At 56.7% G+C, this 23,880-nt stretch carries 25 protein-coding genes; 13 read left to right on the forward strand and 12 right to left on the reverse strand.

Annotation, left to right across the window (positions count from 1 at the left end; translation table 11 throughout):
* The first annotated feature begins 181 nt into the window (after positions 1-181).
* The 4 genes from Q0936_RS15805 (at position 182) to Q0936_RS15820 (ending at position 8,032) form a co-directional block, all read left to right on the forward strand.
* The gene (locus Q0936_RS15805; RefSeq protein WP_299292591.1) at positions 182-499 is read left to right on the forward strand and encodes a hypothetical protein; all 318 of its coding nucleotides are present in this window, start codon (positions 182-184) and stop codon (positions 497-499) included.
* 646 nt (positions 500-1,145) lie between these two features.
* Positions 1,146-4,853, forward strand: coding sequence for a CHRD domain-containing protein (locus Q0936_RS15810; protein WP_299292589.1), 3,708 nt, complete (start codon positions 1,146-1,148; stop codon positions 4,851-4,853).
* Positions 4,854-4,916: 63 nt separating this feature from the next.
* Positions 4,917-6,665, forward strand: coding sequence for a type I secretion system permease/ATPase (locus tag Q0936_RS15815; protein ID WP_299292587.1), 1,749 nt, complete (start codon positions 4,917-4,919; stop codon positions 6,663-6,665).
* Complete coding sequence (locus Q0936_RS15820; protein WP_299292585.1) at positions 6,662-8,032, forward strand: HlyD family type I secretion periplasmic adaptor subunit; 1,371 nt, start codon at positions 6,662-6,664, stop codon at positions 8,030-8,032. Before Q0936_RS15815 ends, Q0936_RS15820 begins: the two co-directional genes overlap by 4 nt.
* Before the next feature lie 12 nt (positions 8,033-8,044).
* Here the strand turns inward: Q0936_RS15820 and Q0936_RS15825 are convergent, their stop codons facing one another.
* A complete protein-coding gene (locus Q0936_RS15825; protein ID WP_299292583.1) occupies positions 8,045-8,965 on the reverse strand; it encodes a LysR family transcriptional regulator in 921 nt (306 codons plus the stop codon).
* A 386-nt stretch (positions 8,966-9,351) separates the two neighbouring features.
* Between Q0936_RS15825 and Q0936_RS15830 the strand changes: the two genes are divergently transcribed.
* Genes Q0936_RS15830 through Q0936_RS15840 form a run of 3 tightly spaced genes read left to right on the forward strand, consistent with a single transcriptional unit; the run spans position 9,352 to position 10,822 of the window.
* Positions 9,352-9,705, forward strand: a complete 354-nt coding sequence (locus Q0936_RS15830) for a MerR family transcriptional regulator (RefSeq protein WP_299292581.1) — start codon at positions 9,352-9,354, stop codon at positions 9,703-9,705.
* On the forward strand, positions 9,702-10,118 hold the full coding sequence (locus Q0936_RS15835) for a hypothetical protein (RefSeq protein WP_299292579.1): 417 nt from the start codon (positions 9,702-9,704) through the stop codon (positions 10,116-10,118). The genes Q0936_RS15830 and Q0936_RS15835 overlap by 4 nt, the downstream gene beginning before the upstream one ends.
* Entirely contained in the window at positions 10,115-10,822 is a 708-nt protein-coding gene (locus tag Q0936_RS15840) for a transporter substrate-binding domain-containing protein (RefSeq protein WP_299292577.1), read from the forward strand. Before Q0936_RS15835 ends, Q0936_RS15840 begins: the two co-directional genes overlap by 4 nt.
* A 54-nt stretch (positions 10,823-10,876) precedes the next feature.
* Here Q0936_RS15840 and Q0936_RS15845 read toward each other — a convergent pair whose 3' ends face one another.
* Together Q0936_RS15845 and Q0936_RS15850 are read right to left on the reverse strand one after the other, a co-directional pair.
* Positions 10,877-11,326, reverse strand: coding sequence for a VOC family protein (locus Q0936_RS15845; protein ID WP_299292575.1), 450 nt, complete (start codon positions 11,324-11,326; stop codon positions 10,877-10,879).
* A gap of 12 nt (positions 11,327-11,338) precedes the next feature.
* Positions 11,339-11,761, reverse strand: a complete 423-nt coding sequence (locus Q0936_RS15850) for a RidA family protein (RefSeq protein WP_299378243.1) — start codon at positions 11,759-11,761, stop codon at positions 11,339-11,341.
* A 127-nt stretch (positions 11,762-11,888) separates the two neighbouring features.
* Here Q0936_RS15850 and Q0936_RS20405 point away from each other — a divergent pair, with 127 nt between their 5' ends.
* Entirely contained in the window at positions 11,889-12,464 is a 576-nt protein-coding gene (locus Q0936_RS20405) for a LysR family transcriptional regulator (protein ID WP_363323262.1), read from the forward strand.
* Positions 12,465-12,699: 235 nt separating this feature from the next.
* Here Q0936_RS20405 and Q0936_RS15860 read toward each other — a convergent pair whose 3' ends face one another.
* Complete coding sequence (locus Q0936_RS15860; protein ID WP_299292571.1) at positions 12,700-13,431, reverse strand: TetR/AcrR family transcriptional regulator; 732 nt, start codon at positions 13,429-13,431, stop codon at positions 12,700-12,702.
* On the opposite strand from Q0936_RS15860, the gene Q0936_RS15865 reads away from it, so the two are divergent.
* Both Q0936_RS15865 and Q0936_RS15870 read left to right on the forward strand, forming a co-directional pair.
* Entirely contained in the window at positions 13,387-14,232 is an 846-nt protein-coding gene (locus Q0936_RS15865) for an alpha/beta hydrolase (RefSeq protein ID WP_299292641.1), read from the forward strand. The genes Q0936_RS15860 and Q0936_RS15865 overlap by 45 nt on opposite strands.
* Positions 14,229-15,083: an NmrA family NAD(P)-binding protein gene (locus Q0936_RS15870; protein WP_299292569.1), complete on the forward strand. Its 855-nt coding sequence runs from the start codon at positions 14,229-14,231 to the stop codon at positions 15,081-15,083. Before Q0936_RS15865 ends, Q0936_RS15870 begins: the two co-directional genes overlap by 4 nt.
* A gap of 355 nt (positions 15,084-15,438) precedes the next feature.
* Here Q0936_RS15870 and Q0936_RS15875 read toward each other — a convergent pair whose 3' ends face one another.
* Genes Q0936_RS15875 through Q0936_RS15890 form a run of 4 tightly spaced genes read right to left on the reverse strand, consistent with a single transcriptional unit; the run spans position 15,439 to position 18,121 of the window.
* The gene (locus tag Q0936_RS15875) at positions 15,439-15,999 is read right to left on the reverse strand and encodes a DUF1190 domain-containing protein (protein ID WP_299292567.1); all 561 of its coding nucleotides are present in this window, start codon (positions 15,997-15,999) and stop codon (positions 15,439-15,441) included.
* Between the two features lie 23 nt (positions 16,000-16,022).
* Positions 16,023-16,433, reverse strand: coding sequence for a DUF350 domain-containing protein (locus tag Q0936_RS15880; RefSeq protein WP_299292565.1), 411 nt, complete (start codon positions 16,431-16,433; stop codon positions 16,023-16,025).
* Positions 16,434-16,446: 13 nt separating this feature from the next.
* The gene (locus Q0936_RS15885) at positions 16,447-17,091 is read right to left on the reverse strand and encodes a DUF2491 family protein (protein WP_299292563.1); all 645 of its coding nucleotides are present in this window, start codon (positions 17,089-17,091) and stop codon (positions 16,447-16,449) included.
* On the reverse strand, positions 17,072-18,121 hold the full coding sequence (locus Q0936_RS15890; protein WP_299378246.1) for an ion channel: 1,050 nt from the start codon (positions 18,119-18,121) through the stop codon (positions 17,072-17,074). The genes Q0936_RS15885 and Q0936_RS15890 overlap by 20 nt, the downstream gene beginning before the upstream one ends.
* A gap of 140 nt (positions 18,122-18,261) precedes the next feature.
* Between Q0936_RS15890 and Q0936_RS15895 the strand changes: the two genes are divergently transcribed.
* The 3 genes from Q0936_RS15895 to Q0936_RS15905 are packed head-to-tail and all read left to right on the forward strand — an operon-like array spanning position 18,262 to position 20,546.
* Positions 18,262-18,705 (forward strand): DUF2170 family protein, encoded by a 444-nt coding sequence (locus Q0936_RS15895; protein WP_299292559.1) that lies wholly within the window; start codon positions 18,262-18,264, stop codon positions 18,703-18,705.
* A complete protein-coding gene (locus Q0936_RS15900) occupies positions 18,702-19,373 on the forward strand; it encodes a PspA/IM30 family protein (protein ID WP_299292557.1) in 672 nt (223 codons plus the stop codon). The genes Q0936_RS15895 and Q0936_RS15900 overlap by 4 nt, the downstream gene beginning before the upstream one ends.
* A 3-nt stretch (positions 19,374-19,376) precedes the next feature.
* Entirely contained in the window at positions 19,377-20,546 is a 1,170-nt protein-coding gene (locus Q0936_RS15905) for a glutathionylspermidine synthase family protein (protein ID WP_299292555.1), read from the forward strand.
* A gap of 196 nt (positions 20,547-20,742) precedes the next feature.
* On the opposite strand, the gene Q0936_RS15910 is transcribed toward Q0936_RS15905, so the two are convergent.
* The 4 genes from Q0936_RS15910 to Q0936_RS15925 form a co-directional block, all read right to left on the reverse strand.
* A complete protein-coding gene (locus Q0936_RS15910) occupies positions 20,743-21,042 on the reverse strand; it encodes a hypothetical protein (protein ID WP_299292553.1) in 300 nt (99 codons plus the stop codon).
* 282 nt (positions 21,043-21,324) lie between these two features.
* The gene (locus Q0936_RS15915) at positions 21,325-22,245 is read right to left on the reverse strand and encodes an alpha/beta hydrolase (protein WP_299292551.1); all 921 of its coding nucleotides are present in this window, start codon (positions 22,243-22,245) and stop codon (positions 21,325-21,327) included.
* A 40-nt stretch (positions 22,246-22,285) separates the two neighbouring features.
* Positions 22,286-23,197: a sugar phosphate isomerase/epimerase family protein gene (locus Q0936_RS15920; protein WP_299292549.1), complete on the reverse strand. Its 912-nt coding sequence runs from the start codon at positions 23,195-23,197 to the stop codon at positions 22,286-22,288.
* Positions 23,198-23,208: 11 nt separating this feature from the next.
* The gene (locus Q0936_RS15925) at positions 23,209-23,847 is read right to left on the reverse strand and encodes a glutathione S-transferase N-terminal domain-containing protein (RefSeq protein ID WP_299292547.1); all 639 of its coding nucleotides are present in this window, start codon (positions 23,845-23,847) and stop codon (positions 23,209-23,211) included.
* Positions 23,848-23,880: the final 33 nt, after the last annotated feature.

Genomic DNA, 23,880 nt, shown 5'->3' on the forward strand with positions numbered 1-23,880 from the left:
TGCAATCTGGGCTATTGGCTCAAACCAGATTTTGGGTGGTTCCAATAAACATGCTATCAACAGGCGACACAAAGCAGGGTAGGTGGCTATGGCTGGAATGACATGTAACACTTGCAAGTTCTTCAAAGCAGACGATGGACCACACGAAAGCGGTGGGGACACTTGGGGAGACTGCATATGTATGCCGCCCGAGAAGATCAAAAGCCGGAACGCCATTTATCGCCGGAGTATCGGCAGCGCTAAGTGCGGTCAGTGGAAAAGTGGTCATGACGGAGGCAACAGTGTCGTTGTAAACATCGGCGCCAAGGTTGCCGACAGTTTGGTCACGGGCGGTATTGCCGACGCAGTCAGGAACGTTTGGGCCAGCAAGGGCGTTACAACGCAGATTGAGACCTATGTTGATGATGAAGGTTCAGTGACTTTAGTTTTTGCGACGGGAAAGTCATTGCCGGAGTTGAAGTCAGGAGAAGAAGAAGAAGGCCCAACGGAAACCTCATAGGAGAGCCATGAACAACGTCGGCGTTGTAGACAAAGCTGCCGGACATTAAAAAGGGTTTAGGGGCAGAACCCACTGACGTAGATGACGGATGCTGCGGTGGCAGAGAGGAAGATCTTTGGGCATCTGCCGTATCGAGTTACCACAAGAAGGGCTCAAGACGCGCCATCCGCGTGTCGGTCAGCCTGAAAAGATCAGACATGTTCACCGCTTGCTTTTTTGAACCGTGAATCGTGCCCCTACTTGGGGAACAGTGGAAACTAATCCCAAGACCATCCGGGAACGGTGGTGTTTGTTTTGCAGATGAGTTGTCGGCGGATGCGGAGCGAACGGTTGGCTCGGGGCTGCCGCCATTTATCGGATTGTCTGACCGGCCAGGCTCTGACTTTTCTGATGAACTCCGCAAACAGTTTCGTGAAAAATCGTCAGAGAATAACTCAATCCCGGTCATTTTGTCGTTTAAAACACTGTTAAAGAACGAAAAAATTTCGCGCCCATCACAGGGTTCGTGACTATTTCCTGAGCTTATACCCAGTATTCGGACCAAGAATTTCCAATACGCCCACGCCCCCGCATTTGATGGACCAGCGGAGAGGCCATGGTCTTGGTTTGATCTCCGCGTCAACCAAATCTCAAGCGGAGATCACCCATGCTTTCCGAATTACTTGCAAGCCTGCGCGCCAGGTTGCTGACGACCTCGTCTCTGGCGCAGGAAACTGTTCGCGACGGACAGACACTGACCAACGGTTTTTTCCAAAGTACCGTTGTCGACAACACCCCCGCGTTCATTCTCAACAACGACCTGTCCCGGTTCCTGAACTTTGGCGAGGTTGAGACCAATGGCGCACCGTCCGCTGTCTCGGTCGAGGCCGAGGACGTTCAGGTCTTTAACTTCCGCACGGGCAGCATCGAGGCCAATGGGGCAGGTGCCACAGGCATCGAAGTGACGGACGGATCCAGCGCCGACATTCGCAACTTTGGCAGCATTGCCGGCGAACTGAATGGTGTTGAATTCAGCGGGCCAAACAGCTCGGGCACGCTCGACAACTTCCGCGGTGGTGTCATTTCATCCGACAGCCGTGCGGTCGAGATCGAAGGCGAAGGCATCAGCGTTCGCAACTTTGGCGACATTGTCGGCACCGACAACCAGCGCAACGGTACTATCTACACCAATGCCACAGCAGAAGATGTCAGCATCTCGAACTTCTCGGGCGGCACTATCGACGCAGGTGATGGCAATGATGGCGCCGGCATTTCGTTCCAGGTCGGTGACGAAGCGGGCGACGTGGTGTCGAACGCAGTCTTCAACGGCTTTGGCGCCGCCATTCAAGGACGCGGCCAAGCGGCGTCGAACACCGGCGGTGCGGGCGACGGCATTCGCATCAACAACGGCGCAGAGGGCACGGTGTCTGACACGGACATCGTGAACGCGGGCCTCATCTCGTCCGAAAGCAACAACGGCACGGCGGGAGGTATCCGTATCGCTGATGGTGCTGCCGCCGAAGGTCGTATCCTGAACACATCCACCGGTGTGATCGAAGGGGTGCGCAATGGTCTCTATATCGGCGATGCCGAGCATGATCTTGATGTTCTGAACTTTGGGACGATCCAATCGGACAGCCGTGCGGTGAACATCGATGGGACCGGCGTTGATCTTATCAACGCGGGCGACATTCTGGGGACGGGTGACCAACGCAATGGTACTGTCTACGCCGATGGTACGGCGGATGATTTCAGCGTGCGCAACCTCGCAAGCGGAACAATCGATGCCGGTGAAGGCAACGAGGGGTCCGGTTTCGGAGCCGAAATCGGCGGTGCCGCGGATGGTGCCAACACGTTCACGCTCGACAATGACGGGATCATTCAGGGCCGTGGCAATGCGCCAGCGGGCAACAACCCGGCAGGCGACGGCGTGCGGATCGGCAATGTCGGCAACACGGGCACGACCGACGCCACCATCACCAATTCGGGCGAGATCCTGTCCGAAGGTGCCAACGGCACAGTCGCCGGTGTGCGTGTCGTCAATGGCGTGAACTTTCAAGGTGAGTTGTCCAACTCCGGCCTGATCGCAGGTGTTCAGAACGGTGTCTACTTCGGCGAGGGTGACCATACCGGCGGTGTTTTCGTCAACGAAGAGAACGGCGTTGTGTCTTCGGACAGCCGCGCACTCAACATCGATGGCACGGGCCTGAGCGTTGAAAACGCCGGTTCGATCCTTGGTACAGCGGATCAGCGCAACGGGACGGCCTATGCCGATGGCACGGCAGATGACTTTTCGGTCGTCAATAGCGGCTCCATCGACGCGGGCGTTGGCAACCAGGGCTCCGGATTTGGTGCCGAGATTGGTGGTGCCGCAGATGGGGTAAACAGCTTTACGCTGGATAACTCCGGGACGATCCAAGGTCGTGGAAATGCCGCGGCGGGTACACCGCTGGCGGGCGACGGCATACGGATCGGCAACGTGGGCGATGTCGGCGTCACCGATGCTGTCATCAACAACTCCGGTGCCATCGCGTCCGAAGGGGCCAACGGCACGGTTGCCGGTGTGCGTGTCGTCAACGGCATCGACTTCAAAGGTGAGTTGAGCAACTCCGGGACAATTTCCGGCGTGCAGAACGGCGTCTACTTTGGCACGGGTGATCACACAGGCGGGTCCTTTGTGAACTCTGGCACTGTGTCGTCCGACAGCCGTGCATTGAACATCGACGGCGAAGGGCTGGACGTTGTGAACTCCGGTTCGATCCTCGGCACCGGCGATCAGCGCAACGGCACGGTCTATGCCGACGGTACGGCCGACAACTACACCTTTACCAACACAGGCGTTGTGGATGCAGGTCTTGGCAACAACGGCTCTGCCGTGTCGCTGCAAACCGGCGATGTGGACGGGGATGTCGTATCGGCGGCCATCTTCAACGAAGGTCTGCTACAAGGTCGTGGCGACGCGGTCGAAGGAAACACTGTCGGTGACGGTCTGCGTCTCTTCAGCAACCAGGAAGACGCGAACTTTGCCGGTCTGGTGCAGAACGAAGGCGTCATCGCCGGGTCCGAAGACAGCGACGCCGCAGCGGGTATCCGCATCGATGGTGGTCTGAACCTGCTGGGTGCGATCCTGAACGAAGGTGAAATCACCGGTACGGTCAACGCCATCGACGCAACCGAAGCGGGCGACGTCACTTTCGTCAACGACGACGACGGCGTGGTGAATGGCAACGTGCTCTTGGGCGCCGGAGAAGACATTGTTGTCGACCTTGGTCAAATCAACGGTGTTCTCGACGGTGGTGCAGGCGATGACGTTCTGATTGCCGGACAGGGCGACAACGTGATTGTCGGCGGTCTTGGCAACGACTTCATCGAAGGCGGCGCAGGCATCGACACGGCAGACTTCTCTGACCAGGACGTTGCTGTGACCGTGAACCTTGGGGCCAACGGAAATGGCACGGCGACCCGCGAAACCGGGTTCACGGTTTCGGTTGAAAACGTCGTGGTCGGTGCGTCGCTGCAACCCACCGAAAACATCAATGACGGAGCCGGATTTGTATCAGAAGCCCTTGCCGGGAACCTGTACTACAACATCCACACCTCGGACTTCCCCGGCGGTGAAATCCGGGGCCAGTTCGAAGTCGTCAGCGACGAGGGCGATGGGCACGGGCGTGTCATTGAACTGGTGGCGACACTGGACGCAAGCCAGGAACCGGGCCCAACCTCTGACAGCGAAGCGACGGGGACGGCGACACTGACCATCTCGGTCGATGAAGCCACGGGGCAGGTTGTCTATTCGTCCGAACTGACCGTAACGGGCCTGAACGAAGAAGACCTGCAAACCCCGGTGCCGGGTGTCGTGTCGGCCATCCACCTGCACAACGCACCTGCCGGGATCAATGGTCCCATCGCGCAGGACACGCTGGTGGACGCAGGTGCAACCATTGACGCAGATGCCCCAACGGGTGTGTCCGGTCTGGATGTCATCGACGAAGTGGTCGAGACAGACATCCTCAGCTCGATCGAGAACGTGATCGGGTCGGACGATGGTGACATCATCACCGGGTCCAATGCCGACAACACCCTGTCGGGTGAAGACGGTGATGACCTGCTGAACGGTGGTCAGGGCGACGACCTGCTGCTGGGCGGCGAAGGCTCTGACATCTTCACCTTCGAAGGGTTGTTCGGCAACGACACTGTGGGCGATTTCGAAGTTGGTGTGGACCGGTTGGACTTCTCCGACTTTGGCCCGGACTTCGGCGAACAGCTGGTTGTCGAAAACACCGATGCAGGTGCTCTGCTGACCCTCGGTCAGAACGGATCGGTCCTGCTCGAAGGTGTCGAGAACTTCAACACCGAAGACGACTTCATCGCCTGATCACATCAAACCGGGATGGCGGCACAGGTCGCCATCTCTTCACCCTGAAAAGAGATCACCCAAATGTTTCAGAAAAAATCCACAGTCAAATCCGCATGGGGCAAGCTGCGCAGCGGCTTTTTCGCCATTGGCTTCTTCAGCATGATCCTGAATGTGCTGATGTTGGCCGGCCCCCTTTACATGTTGCAGGTCTATGATCGCGTGTTGACTAGCCAGAACATGGACACCCTGATTGCCCTCAGCATCCTGCTGGGTGGTGTTTTCCTTGTCACCGGTCTTCTTGACCTGATCCGTATGCGTATCCTCAGCCGCCTTGGCGCGCGGTTTGAGCTGGAGATTGGCGCACCGATCCTGCAGGCTTCGATCCGGCGCCGGGTGCAAGGCAAGTCCAGTGGCGACAACCCCGCCGCGGACGTGAACGGGATGCGCGACTTCATTTCGGGGCCCACTCTGGTCGCATTTTTCGATGCACCGTGGATCCCGCTTTACCTTGGTGTGCTCTATGTGCTGCACCCTTATCTTGGCGCGCTTGGCCTTGCCGGTGCGCTGTTCCTGACACTTATGGCCCTGATCAACAACGCGCGCTCTGCTGACACCATGCAAGACGCCGCCCAAGCGCGTGTCAGGTCCGACGGTTTGTTCACCTCGAGTGAACAGAACGCAGAGCTTGTCCACGCGATGGGTATGACTGGTGATCTCGCCCGGCGTTGGACAGCTCTGCAACTCAATGCGCATCATCTGAAATCCCGTGTGTCTGACCGGCTGGCCAGCTTTTCAGTGATGTCCAAGACAACCCGCATGGCCTTGCAATCGGGCATGTTGGGGTTGGGCGCCGCCCTTGCGGTCAGCGGTCAGGCCACCGCCGGTGTGATGATTGCCGCAACCATCGTGCTGGCCCGCGCACTTGCGCCCATCGATCAGCTGATCGGTCAATGGCGCACCTTTCTCGCCGCGCGTGGGTCGTACAAAACCCTGCGCGCCCTCTCTGAGGCCTACCCCGAGCCACCCAAGCGGCTGGCGTTGCCACGCCCGCAGATTTCGTTGAACGCCGCCATCGCGCAGGCGGGTCCACCCTTGGCCCAAAACGCGACCATCGGTGGGATCGAATTTGCCCTGTCGGCGGGTGATGTGTTGGCCGTGATCGGTCACAGCGGGTCCGGCAAGTCGACCTTGGCAAAGATGCTGGCCGGGATCTGGATGCCGCAACGTGGGGCCATTCGCCTCGATGGAACGCCCATGGCCAAGTGGGACCCCGAAGAACTGGGGCAATTGGTGGGTTACTTGCCGCAGGACGTCCATCTGTTCGATGGGACCATCCGCGAAAACATCGCACGGTTTTCCACGTCGATCGATGACAGCAAGGTGCTGGCCGCAGCCGTCGCCGCCGATGTGCATGGTCTGATCAGCAGCTTGCCCGATGGCTATGCCACTGAGATCGGCAACGGCTTCCACCTGTCAGGCGGTCAACGCCAAAGGATCGCACTGGCCCGCGCGCTCTATGGCGACCCGTTCATTCTGGTGCTGGATGAGCCGAACTCGGACCTGGATGCTCAGGGCGAGGCGGCACTGCGTAACGCCATTCGTGGTGCCAGCGCGCGCGGGGCCATCACCTTTGTGATGACGCATCGCCCCAGCACTTTGGAAGCCGTCAACAAGGTCCTGACGCTCAACAAAGGCGCGCAAACCGGCTTTGGCGACAAGCAGGATATCCTGCGACCGCGTCAGCAAGAGACAGCCGTGGCGCAGACCGCCGCCGCACAATTGGCTGCACGCCGCGCACAAACCACCACTGTGAAAGGAGCCGCACAATGACAACTGCGCTCACCCCCGCCCGCAACACCGGCGTTCTGCGCCTTGAGGACTATAACCGCGTTCAGCCCAAGGCCTCTGGTGCAGGGATCACCGGTTTTGTGATCTTTGGACTGCTGGCCGTCATCAGCTTCCTTGGCGGTGCCGCTTACTGGGCAACCGCGTCAAAACTGGATGGCGCCGTTGTGGCCCAAGCGAGTTTTGTGGTCGAAGGCAACCGCAAGACGGTTGAGCATCTGGATGGCGGCATCGTCAGCAACATTCTTGTCAGCAACGGTGATCTGGTCGAAGCGGGCCAAACCCTGCTGGAACTGGACAGCACTGATCTGGGTGTCGATCTGGACGTGATTGAAAGCCAGCTGAGCGATTTGTCGGTACGCCGTGCCGGGCTGATGGCCCAATTGCAGGACGCCGATACATTTGATCAAGCATCCGTCGAACAGATGATGCGCGTCGAACTGGAACCCGCAACGTGGGCCACTGCGTTTGCCACTCAGAAGCTGCTGTTTGATGCAGTACGCCGGTCACGCGACGCCGAAGAGGCGCTGACAGAGCAACGCATCGACAATCTTGAGGATCAAATCGGGGGTATTCAATTGCAACGCGCCTCCAATACCCGTCAGCTGGACATCACACGCCAAGAGCTGGGGGACCTGCAAACTCTGCTCTACAAAGGTCTTGTTGCGGTGGCACGGGTGAATGCGCGCCGGGTCGAGGTCGAACGGCTGATCGGCGTGGAGGCGGCCCTGTTGACCCAAGAGGCACAGGCGCGAAACCAGATCAGCGAGTTGCGCCTTGCCAGCATCAGTGCACGCACATTGCGGGAAGAGGCGGCCTCGGCTGAACTGACGCAGATTGACGCGTCGCTTGCCACGCTCGAGCCGCAGTTTGTCGGGGCCTCGGAGCGGCTGAAGCGTGTCGCGATCACTGCGCCTGCCAGCGGGCGGGTGGTCGAGATGACGGTCTTCACGGCAGGTGGCGTTGTCCGCCCTGGGACACCCATTCTGGACATCGTGCCGATCGACCAACCGCTGCTGGTCGAGGCGCGGGTGAATACAGCCGACATCGAGAAGCTATATGTCGGTCAGTCCACACGCGTGCGTCTGTCGGCCTTTGATCAGGGCGATGTGCCAGAGGCCGCAGGCCGCATCATCGACATCTCTGCCGACAGCCTCGAAGACGAGCGTACCGGTGACTACTACTACACGGCGCGTGTCAAACTGGACGACGTTCAGCCGCAGGACGTGGCCAGACTGGATCTGGTGCCGGGCATGCCTGCCGACCTGTTCGTGAACACGGGCGAACGCACGGCGCTCAGCTACTTGACCCAACCGCTGAGCGATCGGTTGGCCCGCACCTTTATCGAGTAGGAAAAATGCGCGTCACGCCACAAATGTTGGCGTGACGCCCTTGGGCGGGTTTTCCTGAATATAGGCCCCGATCTTGGCAAGCAGTGGCTTTCTGGGGCAGTTCAATCGCGACGCGGCGCCGAGGTTGCGCAGGTTGCCGGGGGCCTCGAACGGGATAAAGGACAGCGGCCAATTGTCTTGGCGGAACTGCTCGGCGGCTAGGGCGGAGACAATGGTGCAATCGTCCGAATGACAGATATGTCGGCAAATGGTCTCGAAACGCAGCGCGGTCAGGTCGAATTTCTTGGTCGCACGCGATGCTTGGTCGGGTGTCGGTAGCCGTTCTTCAAGTTCGTATCCAAACGAATGCGGCAGACGAATGAAGTCATGCACTGGCACGTCTTCTGGCCGGATGGATGGCAAGGGCGCAAGCGGGTGGCCCTCGTTCACAGCTAAATACAGAGGTTCCTGCCAGATCGACGTGAATTCAAGCGTCGGATTGTGATTGAGTTTCGCCACCAAGGCCACGTCCAGGCTGTGATCCTCGACCATCTTCAACATGTTCTGCGGCAGGTCTTCGATCATGGTGACCCGCATGTGGGGAAAGAGGACGCTGAACAGGTTCGAGAAGTAGTCCGTCAGATATGGCGCCAGCGTCGGCGTCAGGCCAATGTGAAAAGGCACCGCTTCGGGGTCGCGAAACTCGGTTGCCGTGTCTCTGATCCGTTGGGCACTGATCAGCATCTCTTCGGCAATTTTCACGATGCGTTGACCGCAGGCCGTTGGCCTTACCTCACCGCTGAGCCGAAGGAACAGATCGGTGCCCAGCTCTTTTTCGAGTTTCTTGATCTGATTTGACAGAGCGGGTTGCGACACGTTGCACAATTTGGCTGCGACACTGAAGTTGCCGCACTTTGCAACCGCTGTGACGTATTCCAAGTCTCGTAAGTTCATTACATTCCGCAATACCTGTGTGGGTTTCTTCTAGAGGACCCATCTCGCGATAGAAAGAACGATCCGTACGCGCAAGCAGGCCAGTTTCGCACTGTTGGGCCACGTATGATCCTTCGCTCGCGTTCTAACAGTGCGGTCCAATCAGGTGTCGGTCCTGCGGAGTCGTATCGGTGCCAAAGCCGTAGTTTGAAGCAGGGGCCTGCAATGTCATCAATATCGCGAAAGTTCGTCCAATTTGGCCGTGGAAATGCCTTCTCTGCGGACTTCGCCAAAGCGACTCTCGCAATTGTCAGGTCAGCTAAGGGCCATCCCTCTTTGTCAGTTTTCTTCTTGACCTGGAGTTACTCAAGCCCGGTATCTGCCAGCCGACAGGAGTTTTTGAAACCATGCGCATCTCTGAAGCTGCGGCCCGGTCGGGGCTCAAGGTTGATACAATACGGTACTACGAGGCAGAGGGGCTGATCCCGAATGTGACGCGCGGGCCAGACGGGCAACGGCGGTTTTCGCCGGAAAATGTCGATTGGCTGACATTGCTCTATTGGCTTCGCGAAACAGGCATGCCGATGAAAGTCATGCAGCGGTTTGCGGCGCTTTATGCGCAGGGGGACAAGACCATACCGGATCGCAAGGCCATCCTTATCGATCACGCGCGGCTCTTGGCAAAACGCAGAGATGATCTTGATCGCTGCAACGACATTCTGACCAGAAAGCTCGAAATCTATGAGATGTATCTGAAGTGAAAATTGGTCTTATGCGCACCTCGGGCGATGTGGGGCAGGGTGCATTTGCGCCGCTGTCCGAGCAGATGGATGCATCACCGAAAATGGGGCGTGGGAAAAGGGTGACGTGGCATATCAACAGTGTCTTGGAGAGGATGAAGCGGAACGTATGCGAAAGCCCCTTCGTGTTGACCAACCGCTTGTTGGATCGTGATCTGGAGGTCGCATCGCGAAGCCGTGGGCTCGCATGTGTCGTGAAGGGTGCAGCGATTGAGATGCCTCCGGGAGTGCGGATCAATGTCGTGAACTCCGGCTTTCTTGATGTGTCTGAACGCCGCTATGGAGCATTACTTGCCGGCCAAGATCGGGTGGGGCGGGTATTCGGCAAATGTGTTGACGGGGCCAATAACGGGCAAGTGGTGATTGTGGAATGAGGGTCGCATATCTCATCGAGCCGCCGTTCAACTATGTGGATGACGCAGGAACCGTGACCGGATGCGATGTTGAGTTGGCGCGGTACGTCCTTGGTCAACTCGGCTTTGGCGACATTGAGTTTGTTGAAACCGAGTTCGCCCAACTTTTGCCCGGTCTCGCCCAAGGCGACTGGCACATGACCACGGGTCTTTTTGTATCCCCTGAACGGCAGCGCATTGCTTTGTTCAGCAGGCCGATCTGGGCTTTGCCGGATGGATTGCTGGTCCGGGCAGAGGATGCGCAGGGCTTAACGGGATATCGTAGCCTTGCCGCATCTGATGATCTGAAACTCGCAGTCATACGAGACCAGGTACAGCATTTGACGGCCCTTGACCTCGGCGTGGCACCCGGCCAGATCCACGTGTTCGAGACTTATACAGATGCGGCGCAGGCGGTGTATGACGGGACGGTCAGTGCGTTTGCCAGTGTTGCTCGCGCTCATGAGGGCTTTCTTAAGTCGAACGATGACGCGCGCCTCGCCGTTGTGAACGTCCCGCTTCGGGAGAGGGAGCCAGCGTTTGGGTGCTTCGCTTTTGCGCTTTCGGCCAGTGACCTTCGTAACCAAGTTGATCAAGTTCTGAACACCTTCATCGGGGGTGCGGAGCATCGGATATTGATGACAGAGTTCGGGTTTGCGGACGCCGATGTTGATCGGGCCCTTTAGCCATGGCGAAGAAGGGGCCGCCCATGGATGTGGCCCAAGTCGCAGCAACCGCCCTCAGTCGACAACCTGATGTGCACCGGATGGTTCAGCCAATGTCTCGCGCGGGTGAATGTCGGCGAAGATTTCAATGATGTTGTGCTCCGGGTCGCGGAAGAACAGCGTCCTGTGGGGCCAATCCTGATTTGTCGGAGGCTCGATCACGTCAATCTTGCCTTCGACCAGCCGGTCGTACGCGAGATCAACGTCAGCTGGCGGCACACGAAAGCTGATCTGAATGGATGCAGATAGCGTCGGCAGGCTTGGTCCATCGTAGGGGCGGCCACGTTTCCTGAGACCCAGAAACAGCGTGCCGACCCGAAAGAAGACCATTCGTTCCGGGAAATCTTCTTCGACTTGGAACGCGAAAAGACCTTGGTAGAACGCTTTCATCTTTGCGAGGTCATCACATAGGAGGATCACGTAGTCCAAGCTGCGAATGGCTCTGACACCTTCATGTTTGTGCATGGCAATCCAGCCTCAGTATCTTGGTTCGTGAAAGCGATCATCAGGGATCACGGCTATGGGGGCGACTTCCACCAAGAGGTCAGGTGTGATCAGCCCCGCGGCCTGAATGAGAATGCTGACGGGGCCGTGCTCCAACCGCAGGCGTTCGGCCCGGACCTTTTGGATGGCTGGCATGTCTGCCGGATCGAGGTAGAAGACCGTCAACGACACGATATCGTCCAAGCGCCCACCCACGGCTTTCAGGATGTTTTCGACATTGTCGAAGCATTGCCGGACCTGCGTTTCACAGTCGCCGTCGCCAATGACGTTCCCTGCTTTGTCCCAAGCGACTTGCCCCGTCATGTGGAGAACGTGGCCTTTGGGTTCGATCACTCCATGATGGAAGGGGCGGCCAAGTTGTGGCCATCCGGTTGGGGGATTGTATCTGATCGTCATAAGACCCTCTTTCTGTTTGTTGAGAGGATTTGCGGGGATAGGCAGGTTTTGTTCAAACGATAGAAATTGAGCGCGAGGCTTAGAAAATCTCAGTCTACCGCGCCGGCTATGCGTGCTAGGAGGCGCTATGACCTATCGATTTCCGTCCCTGAACGGCCTCAAGGCCTTTGAGGCGGCCGCTCGACATCTGAGTTTCAAGGCAGCGGCCGCAGAGCTTGGCGTAACGGCCGGTGCCGTCAGTCAGCAGGTGAAACGCCTGGAGATGTCTCTTGGCATTTCGCTGTTCCGGCGGTTGCCACAAGGGTTGCTTTTGACACCAGAAGGCGCGGTTTACCTCCCCGAGGTTTCGCGGGCTTTCGACGTTTTGACAGATGCGACCGAAGCAGTTGCCCCGGCGCTCAACGGTCGGAAGTTGAGCTTGGGTATTGATCCGGTCGTCGCTGAACGCCTGCCAAAGGGATGGCCCCGTCATTCAAAGGAGCTTGACCCCTATATCCGGGAAACACGTTCAACCAATGACGTAGAACTGATCTGGTCCAACGAACTTGATGCACTGCTACTTGCCGCCAAAACGCGACATGGGGCGCTTTCAGAGCGTGCCATTTGCCTGAGTGGCTCTGCGGCGCCCGTGTATTTCGTAACCCGCCCCGGCCTCGCCGAGTGCCGTCAATCGCGCGCGATACGTGAAGCATTGGATGCGTAACAGGCAGGTAGATTGCGACAGTATTCGGGACGAGTGGCAGACAGTTTCAAATGTGAATGCCCGCAATACGGGTCCCAACCGCAGAATGGGTTTCCGAAATCGAACGGCAGAAATTGGCCGTTCGTACCGGGGTAGGCGGCATAGCAAGCGAACATGCTGCGGTCGACGTAGTGGCGTTGGAGAGCCCGAACTGTTCAATTCCACATCGAAACGAATGCCAGCTTCGCGAGCTCATCTAACTTTGCGCTGCAAGCGCACAAATGATCAGTTCACACTGCCGCTCCACAGACGCGGCGATTGGCTGGGCACGTAAGGCAGGAGACCCTTGTAGGTCTGACATGCCGTGGATCGCTGACCATGCAAAGAACTGGTGCTCGGGCCGGGGCGGCGCAATGATGTCGCAGTTCGCCAACTCGGACAAACACTTGCCGAGCCAGTCATAGGTTGAGGGCCGGTCAGATGCGCCACTGGGGCCGAGGCCAAATGGCCCGAACATCAGACGCCACAATTCTCGATGCGCACCCGCGAATGAGACATAGGCCATAGCCAGCGCAGCAAACCGTTTTCGGGCATCCGCCGCATCCTTCGCCGTGCTGTCGAAAGGCACAGTATGTTCAAAGGCAGTCGCCAACGAGTCGAATCCCCGTTCCGCCACACATTGCAGAAGCGCGTTCTTGTCGGGAAAGTGCCGGTAAGCCGCGCCCGGCGACACACCCAATTCTCGCGCTGCCTTGCGCACGGACAGGTCGGCCAACATGCCGTCGTCGGCGGCATTCAAGGTGTAATTTATAAGGGCTTCCTTGAGGTTGCCGTGCCGAAGCGCGTCGCGGGGTTTTGTCTGTATCATACGCGCCTTGTAATCACTGTTTACATAACGCGCAACGCGATATATGTAATCATTGATTACTTTTGGAGTGACATGATGAACGCCATAACCGAGTTCACGAAAACAGCCCCCGTTTCGCACCTTGTTCCAACCTCACTCGCACGGCTTCATGTTGTCGAAACCGGCCAAGGGCCCGAGACCCTCGTCCTCTGGCCATCCATCTTCACGGACCATCATATTTACGACGATCTGGTTGCGCGTTTGAGCACCTCCTATCGCTTTCTGCTGATCGACGGTCCGGCCCATGGACAAAGCGAAGGCGGAACGGACGCGTTCACTATGGAGGATTGCGCCAAGGCGATGAGCGAAGTCATGGATCATTTCAATCTCGACCGCGCAATTGTCGGTGGCACCTCTTGGGGTGGGATCACGGCGGCGCACCTGGCGCTGATGTCGCCCGCCCGCGTCAAAGCCCTTGTGCTGATGAACACGCCCATGCAGATCGACGCAAAACGCCCCGGCCTGAAGGCGCGGTTTATCGCGGGCGGCGCGCGGTGGGCGTTGAAGACGGCATCCTTCCGCAACGGGGTCGCCGAAAGCTTCTTCTCCGCCACTGTCCTCGCGGCAAACACGGCCTATGCGCGCGCGTTCCATGACATGCTGAAAGCGGCCAATCCCGCACCACTGGCAACCGCAGTTCGCTCCGTCATCCTGCGCGGCGCACCCTTGCTTGACCGCATGTCAGAACTGACCGTCCCAACCCTCGTGATCGCCGGGAAGGAGGACAGGATGTATCCCATCGCTGTGCAGGCCAAAGCAGCATTGCTGGCACCCCAAGGGCGCTTCGAAGCGGTCGGGGGCAAGCATATTTCGGCTGTCGAACGACCCGACCGCGTGGCGGACATAATCAAGAAATTCATTGGTTTGGAGGCTGCGCAATGACCTTTCTGATTCTTGGCGCCACGGGACTGCAGGGCGGCGCGGTCGCGCGTGACATGCTCAATCGCGGGCATCCCATTCGCATTCTGACGCGGCGCGCGCAGTCGACCCGGGCACAAGCGCTTGCACAAATGGGCGCAGAGGTCGTCGAGGGCGATTTGTCCAAACCGGAAACACTGCCCGATGTGTTCAAAGGCATTGCCGGGGTCTTCTCCGTTCAGGATTTTTATGCCCCCGGGGTCGGCCTGGTGGGTGAGTTGGAACAAGGCCGCGCCGTTTTGGCAGCGGCAAGAGCCGCCGGGGTCCGCCACATTGTGCAGTCCAGCATGGGCGATGGCCATGCGCCCGGCGGGCCAGAGCATTTCATCTCAAAGGCGCTGCTGGAACGTGAGATCAAACGCAGCGGTATCGACTGGACGCTTCTCGGCACCGTCTGGTTTATGGACAACTTGTTGAACCCGGAAATGAAGCCCGCACTCATGTTCCCGGTGCTGGCTGGTTCGCTGGACCCGGATACGAAATTCCAGATGCTCGCCATAGAAGACCTCGGATGGATGGCCGGTGAGGCGCTCACCAACCCAAGCACTTGGGCGGGCCGCAAGATCAACTTGGCGGGCGATGTCATGACGGTGGCACAGATGAAGGAAACCTATCGAGACGCCACTGGCAAACGTCCCAAGACCTGGCGTCTCCCCCGCGCATTGTTTCGACGGTTGGTGCCAGAGTTTGCCGAACAGCTTGGCTGGCACAATCGGGTGAATTTTGCATTCGGCAGTGAAGAGCTGCGAGCGGTGAAACCAGATGCGTTGCGGTTTGAGGCGTTTCTCCAAAAGCATTCGATTGCGTCAATGTAGGCTGCCGAGAAATGCGGGGTTTGAGTTTGCATCGACACGTAAATGAAAAGTCTGCGCTCTGGTCATCGAACTGCTCGGCAACGTCGCGGCTGCGGCGAATGGGTGGTTCGGTGAAGCTGCACACAGGCGTCGTCTGTTACGATGACTGGCTGCTAAGGGCCGCCCTCACCGCCAAGATATGAGCCCTACGACATAATGCTGCTACCGCTCCGATGTCGGCATCGAGCCCATTTCGCCGGATGCTGCAAAGCCGTCCAAGGTCCAGATTCTTGCCACAGCGGTCATTGAGAACAAGATTGAAACAGTCATAAGTTTTGACCGGAATGACGCCTTTTGGCGTGTTGGTCGAAAAAGTTCAGCTTCCCAAAGAACCACTGCGCGACCCAAAACCGCTGCGTGATGCAATCGTGGTGCGAGTTTGAATGCGGGGAGGCGCTTGAGTAATGGTTGGGTTATAGCTTTGGATGGTTGAACGCGTCGTGCCGTAACGCCCGTTGTCCATGTACCGAACAAAGCCGCCTCCTGTCGTGTAATACCGGCGACTATCCCTTTCGCGGTAGACAGGACGCACAAGATCGGAAACTACGCCACCAGCGATTGCACCGGTGACAAGATAGCCAAGAGGCGACGGTGAGTAATAGGTTTGCGGTCCACCTGGGTGGGGAACGCATTCCGACCGACCATGCTCTGCCTCGCACAAATTCATCGTGTTGTAGCGTGGCGCGGTTGCCTTATGAATTCGCGTGCCTTCGGTCAGAAGGGGGGCGCAGTCGGCTTCCGGCACAAATTCCGAAGCAGAACATTCAGCCTCGCTCTTGTACAATTCACCCTCGGTATCGACTTGTTCTTCACACGCCGCCAGCGCGAAGGTTGCTGATGCCATCGTGAGCAGTGTGACCGAACGGGATCGTTTCATAGCTTATCCTCCGAGCGCAAGGCTCAATATGTCATGCAAGCGGCGTTCAACAGCCCCACTGTGACCGATAGGCCAGCCAGTTTGATGCTAACGGCGATTTCGCCTTGTGTGATGCGTTCCGCTACAAGTGGGTAAAACCGCCGAAACACCAAGAACACTAATAGCTGGGCGATACCCGCGATAATGCCCCAGACAATGAAATCAATCAGGTTCACCGAGTTCGCAGCGGCGCTGGCAAGGGGTATCGAAAATCCCAAGAAAGCTGCGCTCAGTACAACTGATGCCGCGGCATTGTTTTCCTTGATCAACGCGACTTCGTCGTTTGGTGTCATCCACATGTAGATCGACATGAAAATCATCAACAGGATCAATGCCGTCCCAAAATACATCAAGAACGGCGCGAGGCCAGTAAGTGTGGCGATCAGAGTGCTCATCGTGGGTCCTTCCCTAAGTCACAAGAGAATGCATCGGAATTGCGCGACCGACAAGGTACGACACGGCCCTGTCACCGTCTTCGGGCTCTTCCATGTTCACAAGAAGCATTTCATCAGAACCATCTTTCAAGCCCCTTCCAAAAAGCATGGCCGTTTGGAATACACTGCGCCCTTTTTGCGATTCCCTATTTTCATGAACGTCCTCAAAATATGTCATTGGGTCTTCGGCTGCATCACTATGGTTAAACCAAACACGCTGAAAAACGATAGCGCCGTCCTGCGTAGGCAAACTGAACTGTGCAGCGCTCATTTTCTGTTTCATTCCCGACCATTCATCGTCTTGCGAAATGTATCGCACGTCAAAAGCGTACCAGAGAACGATTTCATCGATCCGCTTGTCGGAAACACCATCACCGCCTTGGATCTGCAAAATGAAACGATCATCATCCGGGTAGAAGCGATGCAGAAAGGATTGCTCACCAAGATCGGAATACCCTTGTGCTACTATTCGCAAGTCTATTTCGGGGGAAACAAAAATAGAATCCTTACCGACGAGCTTCATTTCAACTGGATCAATATGGAATGCTCGATCGATTGTCAGATTGGAAATCTCGGGAATGTTCTTGGTTGGTTTTCGACTAAACAGTGATCGAAACATCCGCCCCCTCAATCTTGTCGGAAATCTGCCCTGCCGACAGCCGTTCTTGGCACAGATAGTAGAATGTGCCACCAGCCATTAGCTGCGACGGGAATGGGGCAAATTCGAACTCGTCGCCGGAACTTTGACGCAACGAGATCAAAGTCGCTTCAGACGCGTAGAGTGCAGCTCGCAGGCTTGCCACCTCAACATTCGCGCCGACAGTTGCGGAATAAACTGTGGCTCCGACATTTGCTGCCGACATTGCCATAAGTACCTGACCCGCGCCAGGATCCTGTGCTGCCCGCACCAGTGCTTCTGATGCATTTGAAACAATCGCTTCCAGACCGGCGAGTTTTGCCGCCCGACGCGCAGTATCCCTGTCTTCGAAGAACGCAGCGATGTGCAGTGTTTCGTTAAGCTCGCGAATAGCCAGGCATGTGTTGAATGTCTCTGCATCCGAGTTTGCATAGACCATGACTTTCTCCGCGTTCGGGATCGCTGCCCGTTTCAACGACGACAGGGCGTCCAACCTGTCCGATTTCACCAACTTTACGCCTTCAGGCAAGTCGCCCTCGGTGCTGCTGGTCAGCAAAACAATGTCCTTGTCTCCGTCTTGGCCGGCAATAAGATTTTCAATCATGACCGGCGTATGGTCACGGTTGTAGCCCACGATCACGGTCGCATGATGAAGAGTCTCGTAGCTGCCAAATCCATCTGCCATGCGCCTTATCCTTTCCACCATGCCGCCCGCCAGTCGTCCCAAAGCCGCCGAAAAGATCAGCAACGATCCCGGAAAAAACCAGAATGCAGCGATCATACGCCCCATTTGTGTTTGCGGCGACATATCTCCGTAACCCACTGTCGAGGCCGTCGTGGCCGCAAAGTAAACGTAGGTTGCCAAGCTTTCTGTGATCTCTGCTTCTCCGGCGAGCCGGAAAAAGACCCAAGAGACGACAAAAAACATCGCCGCGAAAACACTCAACAGCCACCACTTGAGATCCAACAGTTCACGATAAAATCGCGAAAGTAGTTTTGTCAGTATCGGCAAATCTTCAAACCAGCGACCAATCGTGAGCGATATTTGAACTAAAGCGACTGACTGTCAAACACTTACAAGTGGTAGTCTGCCTTGAAAATCATGATAAGCACACATACCCATAGGTAGACGCTTTTACGATGTGAGGGAATATGACCGAGAGCGAAGTCTCGTGGACGACCAGATCGCTTGCTGATGCGCTTATCAGGCTGGATCAAGGCAAGGGGTTTTCTATAAACCACATCGAAGATACCGATGTCTTGGAAGTTTCGGTTGCCACGGCTGGCGACTTTGTCCTGCACGTCGCTGTTGGTGCCGCACAGATCCTGACCTCAGCAATTCTTTGGCCACGCGACGCACAGGATGATCCCGAGGCGTTTGAATCGATGATGTTGCGCAATCACAAAGCGCTGTTGCCTCTCTGTGCTTTGAGTATCGATAAGGTAGACGGTCGCGAGTTTTACGAATTGTTTGGAGCTGTCTCACGGAACGCTTCGCTTGACGAGATTGTGGAAGAGTTCTCGGTCATCGCTGAAAGCGCTCTAGAACTAGCGAGCGACATCGGGCCACGGACAGGTAAGGAGAGCGCAGCATGAGTGTTTGGAGAAAACTCGTCACCGCCGTCAAAGGCGGAGCCAACGAAGCTGCCGAAGCTGTGGTGGATGCCAACCTGATGCGCATACTTGATCAAGAAATGCGGGAAGCAAAGGATGCAATCTCAAAGGCCCGAGACGAGAAGGCGCGGATGACTGCCAACAGGATTACCAAGGAGAAATCCGTCTCGGAAATGATGGCGGAAATCGAAAGACGTACCAATGCTGCCCGCGCTGCCAAGCAAAACGGCGACGAACCTTTGGCGGTCGAGATCATCGAAAGCGTCTTGAAGCTGCGCGACAAAGTCGAGACCGACCAGGCGCTGGCCGGTCAATATCGCCAAACCGAAGAAGGCATGGAAGCAGCTCTCAAGCAATCGCACTCTCGCATCGAAACGCTTCAGCGAAAAATAGAGGCCGCCAAAGCAAATGAAGCCTTGATTGCGGCCCAGAAGGCCTCCGCAGTGGGCACAAACGCCTCTGGTGATCGTATGTCCAATGCCATGGCAAGCCTCGAACGGCTCGAACAAAAGCAGGCGCATCAGCAGGCCTTACTGGCCGCCGCCGAGGAGGAAGCCAAGTTGATCTCCGGCGAAGCTCTGGAAGACAAAATCAAGGCATTGGAAAACCCCGCGCGCAACGATGTTCAAGCTCTCCTCGCAAAACTATGACCTATGCGCCGCATTGACCTGCCCGAACGGCCCGGCTGGCAGACGCTGGCTGAAAAACTCGGTTTCGGCTTTCACTCTATGTACGGCGCACCCTACTGGGATGAAACCCGGGCCTACTGTTTCACGCTAGAACAGATAGAAAATGACTTAGAAGATCCAACAACCGAGCTATGGCAAATGTGTCTGGAGCTTGTGGCCCACGTCGTTGCTGACCCTGCTCTCATGCACAGGTTGGCAATCCCCGAACCTTTTCATCAATGGATTGCGGAAAGTTGGCGCCGTGGTGATCCAACGCTCTACGGGCGGTTTGATTTCCATTACGATGGCACTGGCCCTGCCAAGATGCTTGAATTCAATGCGGACACCCCGACGGCGCTATATGAGACGGGTTTTTTCCAATGGATTTGGTTAGAACAACAGATTCAAGCAGGCGTGCTACCTGAAGGAGCCGACCAGTTTAACTCTGTTCAGGATGCCCTGATTACACGGTTACAAAAAGTATTTGCCCCCGGATATCACCTGCACTTCGCCAGTGTGAAAGATCATGAAGAGGAGCGGGCAACGGTACTCTATTTGGAAGATTGCGCAAAGCAAGCTGGTTTGGTGCCCAAATTTGTAGCGATGGAAGATATTGGGCTGGATCATCAAGGGCGGTTTGCTGACAGCGACAACATCGTCATTGACACGATATTCAAACTTTACCCATGGGAAGATATGTTTCGTGAACAGTTCGGGCCTGCGCTTCCATTTGCACCACAACGTTGGATCGAACCGCCATGGAAAGCCATTTTGTCGAACAAGGGTATTCTTCCGTTGCTGTGGGAGATGTTCCCAAATCACCCTAACCTTTTGCCCAGCTGGTTCGCTGACAATGCGCCGGATGGGGTAACTTCGATGGCCTACGTCGAAAAGCCTTTGTTTAGTCGTGAAGGTGCAAACATCAAAGTCGTTCGCCCCGATAAACCTGTTTTGGAAACCGAAGGACAGTACGGTGCCGAAGGAAGCATACTACAGCAGTACTGGCCTGCCGCGAAATTCGATCGTGATCATATGATGATAGGGTCTTGGTTGATAGGAGACACAGCGTGCGGCCTTTGCATTAGGGAAGACAAGGCGGAAGTCACTCAAGATTTGTCCCGTTTTGTTCCACATTTCATCAACACTGCCACTTAACCTCTACAATTCTGTATAGAGACGCAAACGAGGTGTTAGCCGCCATCGGCGCACTTGAAGCGAATGGGCGGTTTGTGTGCACAGCCGCCGTTGGTCACTGCTCCTTTGTGACGACCGCACATTAAGCCGGATCGACACTTACCCAAGGTCCGTTCTGAGCCCAACTTGCACGATACTACAGGTGAAAAAAATCTATTCATTCCTCTAAGTCAGGAACGAACCAAAGTGCTTTCCAACCAAGGCTGTCTTTTGGAAGCATCTTTTTCATGTGCGGACCGATGCCAAGCGGACCCAAGAAAACCAAAACTCCGCACATGGCGAAAAAGGTCAATACAAGTACTAAATTTCGAACAATTTCAGTCATTTCCGTGAACAGAGTGTCGCTTAAGGCTGCTGCCAGAAAGACCAAAGCACTTCCGAACGAAAGCGCGAAGGCGATCAAAAGACTGCGTTTGTTTTCCTTTTTGGTCACTCGCTTGCTTTCCAACAATGCCATCGGCTTCGCACAATACCTGCATGCATGTCATCATTTTTCAATGGCGGTTTTGTCCCGCTGATCCGCCATTCATCCTGATGAAATGGTGTGCTTGGGGATCAATGTCCGGTATGTGGCGCGCTGGCGCTGTTCCGAACCGTTGCCACATGTTAGCTTTGAACCGTCCCGAAGGGATAAACTGTCGAACTGGGGATGAGTGCTGCGGCGCCGCCAATGACGGGTGTGTGTCGCAACCACCGTTTAGTTGCTTGGCGCGGCAGGTTGATCTGCCGCGCCGGTGCATTAGTGCCGTTTGAAGAAATCGTCCAAGGTCGCTGAGAGTTCTTCAGGCCGCGTCTCGGCAATCCAGTGGCCACTGTCGAAGGCCCGACCTTCAACGGTCGTTGCCAATGGGGCCAGCATGTCACGCACGTACGGTACCGGTGACAGCCGTCCGGCGTTCAGCCCCAGCACTGGCATTTCCAGCCGGGTTTCCATGAACGCTTTGTTGTCCTCCGCATCCTGAGCGAAGGCGCGGTACCAGTTGAACCCTGCTGCCGCCGTCAGAGGGTCGCTGTAGGCACCCACCGTGATCGCGATCTCGGTTTCGGTGATCCCGCCCGCACCTGCATCGAATTTTTGCAAGAACGCGCCGTAGTAAAACGCTTCGCGACCAGCGGTCAAAACCTCCGGGACATTGCCTTGGGCCGCATGGAAGGCAAAGTGCCAAGCGCGCGGATCGACGGAGATTGCATCAAAGGTCGGTGTGCCCGGAATGGGGACGTCGATAATCGTGACTGTGGTGGTGGCTTCGGGGAACTGGCTCGCAAACGCAAAAGCCGTCATCCCGCCGATATCGTGGCCAACGATGTTGGCGCTGCTGATGTCGAGTTCGTCCATGAGCGCCATGATGTCCGCCGCCATAGTGGTTTTTTCATACCCACCCTCAGGCTTATCCGATTGTCCCACCCCGCGTAGATCAACGGCGATCACGTCATAGTCGGCGGACAAGAGCGGCATAACCTCGACCCAGGACGCCCAGGTTTGAGGCCAGCCATGCATCAAGATGACCGTTTCGCCGGGGCCGCCGTCGCGCACATAGTGCAGGTTCACTTCTGCCGAGGTCATACGCGCACTTTCAAATCCTTGCGGAATGGTGGCATCGGCCAGGACTGCGGATGCGGACAAGGCTAAGACAGCGGCTGAGTGCATAAGATGTTTCATAGGTTCGTTTCCTTTGTTTTCTTGGATTAATGGTCTTGGCTCAGAGCCAGTCGTTCAGGTTTTGACCCGCAACGCGGCCGACATCTTTGGCCGGCAGCGCGTCCATCACGTCAGAGAAGAGCTCAGGACCAACAGAGTTGAAGCCGCCGATGTCCTTGAGAATTTGCACCGTTGTCCGGAGGTCAAAATCGCCGTCTCCCGGCAGCAGACGATGGTGCAGAAGATCGTTATACAGATCGCCCCGCAGTGCTGACTTGGCGTCGACCATCTGTACGTCGAAAATCTTGTGCCCGTGAATCGTCCGCAGCAGGTCATGGTCGGGGTCAGACCGCCAAAAATGCCAGGTATCAAAGTTGAGACCAAGGTTGTCGCGGTCCACGGCACGCACAAGATCCCAGCCTTCGGCAAGTGTTTCGATCGACGATACAGGCATCGGCTCAAGCCCGAGGCGCAATCCACGTGCCTGCGCCCGATCTGCAAAGCCACCCAAGGCGTCGATCAGGGCGGTCCGTTCATGCTCCACCCCCAGGCCTTCGACCACGTTAATCTGGGTGGCGCCAAGCACATCGACCATCTCAAAGATATCTGCCTCGGAGTGGTCCAGAAAGGCCTGAACATCGTCCGGCATGCCCTCAGGAATTGAGAAATTCGGAGCCCATTGGACAAAGGGGTCCACAATGGCCGCGTGGACACCTGCATCATCGTGTCGGCGGCGAATGTCTGCGTTGCTCAGCCCTTGGTCGCGCCAGATTTTGAAATCAATCGGAAAGATCGACATGGTATCAAAGCCCCCCTCGGTGGCGGCGATGAGGCGGTCATCGAGTGACTTGTTGCGGACATTTGCGGCCCACAAGACGCGACGTTGAACTGTGTTGGTCATGGCGAAACTCGGTTTGAAGAGAGTGGCGGCAGCGGTGGTCGCAGCCGACGACAGGAATGTCCGGCGGTTCATCTGCACGGCTCCTATGCCGCGTGCGGATCGGCGATGGCGTCGAGCTTGGCAAAGGCCCGTTTGACCGCTGGGCGCGCTTCGATCTGGGCAACCCAGGCACGGGTATGGGGCAAATCCGGCAGACGATCCGCGGCAACCCGATCCAGATAGATCAGCCCGCCCCGCGCCCATGGAAAGACCATCATGTCCGCTATGGTGTAGTCTGCACCGCCAAGATATGCGCTCTCGGCCAACCGGCCCTCAAGGACTGTGAACAGGCGGAGCGTTTCGGCCAAATACCGTTCGATGGCTGTGGGCAGCTTTTCATCGAGCATCAGAAAGTGCCCCCACTGTCCGATCATCGGTCCCAGTCCGCCCACCTGCCAGAAACTCCAGGCAAGTGTGTCGGCGCGGGATTGACCGCCATCTGGCAGGAACCGGCCGTGTTTTTCCGCGAGGTGCAGCAGAATGGCACCTGACTCAAACAGCGACACGCTTGCATCGCTCAACACCGGGATTTTGGCGTTTGGGTTGACCTTCAAGAACGCCGGATCGGTCTGCTCGCCGCGCTCGATATTGATTGGCACCAAGTCGTAGGGAACCCCCAGCTCTTCGAGCATAATGGCGGGTTTCTGGCCGTTTGGTGTGTTCCAGGCATAAAGCGTCGTCATTGTTTTTCTCCAACGTGTGTTTGCGTTGAGAGA

This window comes from uncultured Tateyamaria sp. (genome assembly GCF_947488715.1).
Taxonomy (GTDB): domain Bacteria; phylum Pseudomonadota; class Alphaproteobacteria; order Rhodobacterales; family Rhodobacteraceae; genus Tateyamaria.

What these genes read in the sequence shown, in the direction of transcription:
- Q0936_RS15880 (WP_299292565.1), bottom strand. Translation starts at nt 16,433, where the DNA reads ATGAGCACTCTGATCGCCACACTTACTGGCCTCGCGCCGTTCTTGATG.
- Q0936_RS15900 (WP_299292557.1), top strand. Translation starts at nt 18,702, where the DNA reads ATGAGTGTTTGGAGAAAACTCGTCACCGCCGTCAAAGGCGGAGCCAAC.
- Q0936_RS15895 (WP_299292559.1), top strand. Translation starts at nt 18,262, where the DNA reads ATGACCGAGAGCGAAGTCTCGTGGACGACCAGATCGCTTGCTGATGCG.
- Q0936_RS15925 (WP_299292547.1), bottom strand. Translation starts at nt 23,847, where the DNA reads ATGACGACGCTTTATGCCTGGAACACACCAAACGGCCAGAAACCCGCC.
- Q0936_RS15815 (WP_299292587.1), top strand. Translation starts at nt 4,917, where the DNA reads ATGTTTCAGAAAAAATCCACAGTCAAATCCGCATGGGGCAAGCTGCGC.
- Q0936_RS15850 (WP_299378243.1), bottom strand. Translation starts at nt 11,761, where the DNA reads ATGACGATCAGATACAATCCCCCAACCGGATGGCCACAACTTGGCCGC.
- Q0936_RS15810 (WP_299292589.1), top strand. Translation starts at nt 1,146, where the DNA reads ATGCTTTCCGAATTACTTGCAAGCCTGCGCGCCAGGTTGCTGACGACC.
- Q0936_RS15910 (WP_299292553.1), bottom strand. Translation starts at nt 21,042, where the DNA reads ATGGCATTGTTGGAAAGCAAGCGAGTGACCAAAAAGGAAAACAAACGC.
- Q0936_RS15845 (WP_299292575.1), bottom strand. Translation starts at nt 11,326, where the DNA reads ATGCACAAACATGAAGGTGTCAGAGCCATTCGCAGCTTGGACTACGTG.
- Q0936_RS15885 (WP_299292563.1), bottom strand. Translation starts at nt 17,091, where the DNA reads ATGTTTCGATCACTGTTTAGTCGAAAACCAACCAAGAACATTCCCGAG.
- Q0936_RS15830 (WP_299292581.1), top strand. Translation starts at nt 9,352, where the DNA reads ATGCGCATCTCTGAAGCTGCGGCCCGGTCGGGGCTCAAGGTTGATACA.
- Q0936_RS15915 (WP_299292551.1), bottom strand. Translation starts at nt 22,245, where the DNA reads ATGAAACATCTTATGCACTCAGCCGCTGTCTTAGCCTTGTCCGCATCC.
- Q0936_RS15905 (WP_299292555.1), top strand. Translation starts at nt 19,377, where the DNA reads ATGCGCCGCATTGACCTGCCCGAACGGCCCGGCTGGCAGACGCTGGCT.
- Q0936_RS20405 (WP_363323262.1), top strand. Translation starts at nt 11,889, where the DNA reads ATGACCTATCGATTTCCGTCCCTGAACGGCCTCAAGGCCTTTGAGGCG.
- Q0936_RS15870 (WP_299292569.1), top strand. Translation starts at nt 14,229, where the DNA reads ATGACCTTTCTGATTCTTGGCGCCACGGGACTGCAGGGCGGCGCGGTC.
- Q0936_RS15920 (WP_299292549.1), bottom strand. Translation starts at nt 23,197, where the DNA reads ATGAACCGCCGGACATTCCTGTCGTCGGCTGCGACCACCGCTGCCGCC.
- Q0936_RS15825 (WP_299292583.1), bottom strand. Translation starts at nt 8,965, where the DNA reads ATGAACTTACGAGACTTGGAATACGTCACAGCGGTTGCAAAGTGCGGC.
- Q0936_RS15865 (WP_299292641.1), top strand. Translation starts at nt 13,387, where the DNA reads ATGAACGCCATAACCGAGTTCACGAAAACAGCCCCCGTTTCGCACCTT.
- Q0936_RS15805 (WP_299292591.1), top strand. Translation starts at nt 182, where the DNA reads ATGCCGCCCGAGAAGATCAAAAGCCGGAACGCCATTTATCGCCGGAGT.
- Q0936_RS15820 (WP_299292585.1), top strand. Translation starts at nt 6,662, where the DNA reads ATGACAACTGCGCTCACCCCCGCCCGCAACACCGGCGTTCTGCGCCTT.
- Q0936_RS15875 (WP_299292567.1), bottom strand. Translation starts at nt 15,999, where the DNA reads ATGAAACGATCCCGTTCGGTCACACTGCTCACGATGGCATCAGCAACC.
- Q0936_RS15840 (WP_299292577.1), top strand. Translation starts at nt 10,115, where the DNA reads ATGAGGGTCGCATATCTCATCGAGCCGCCGTTCAACTATGTGGATGAC.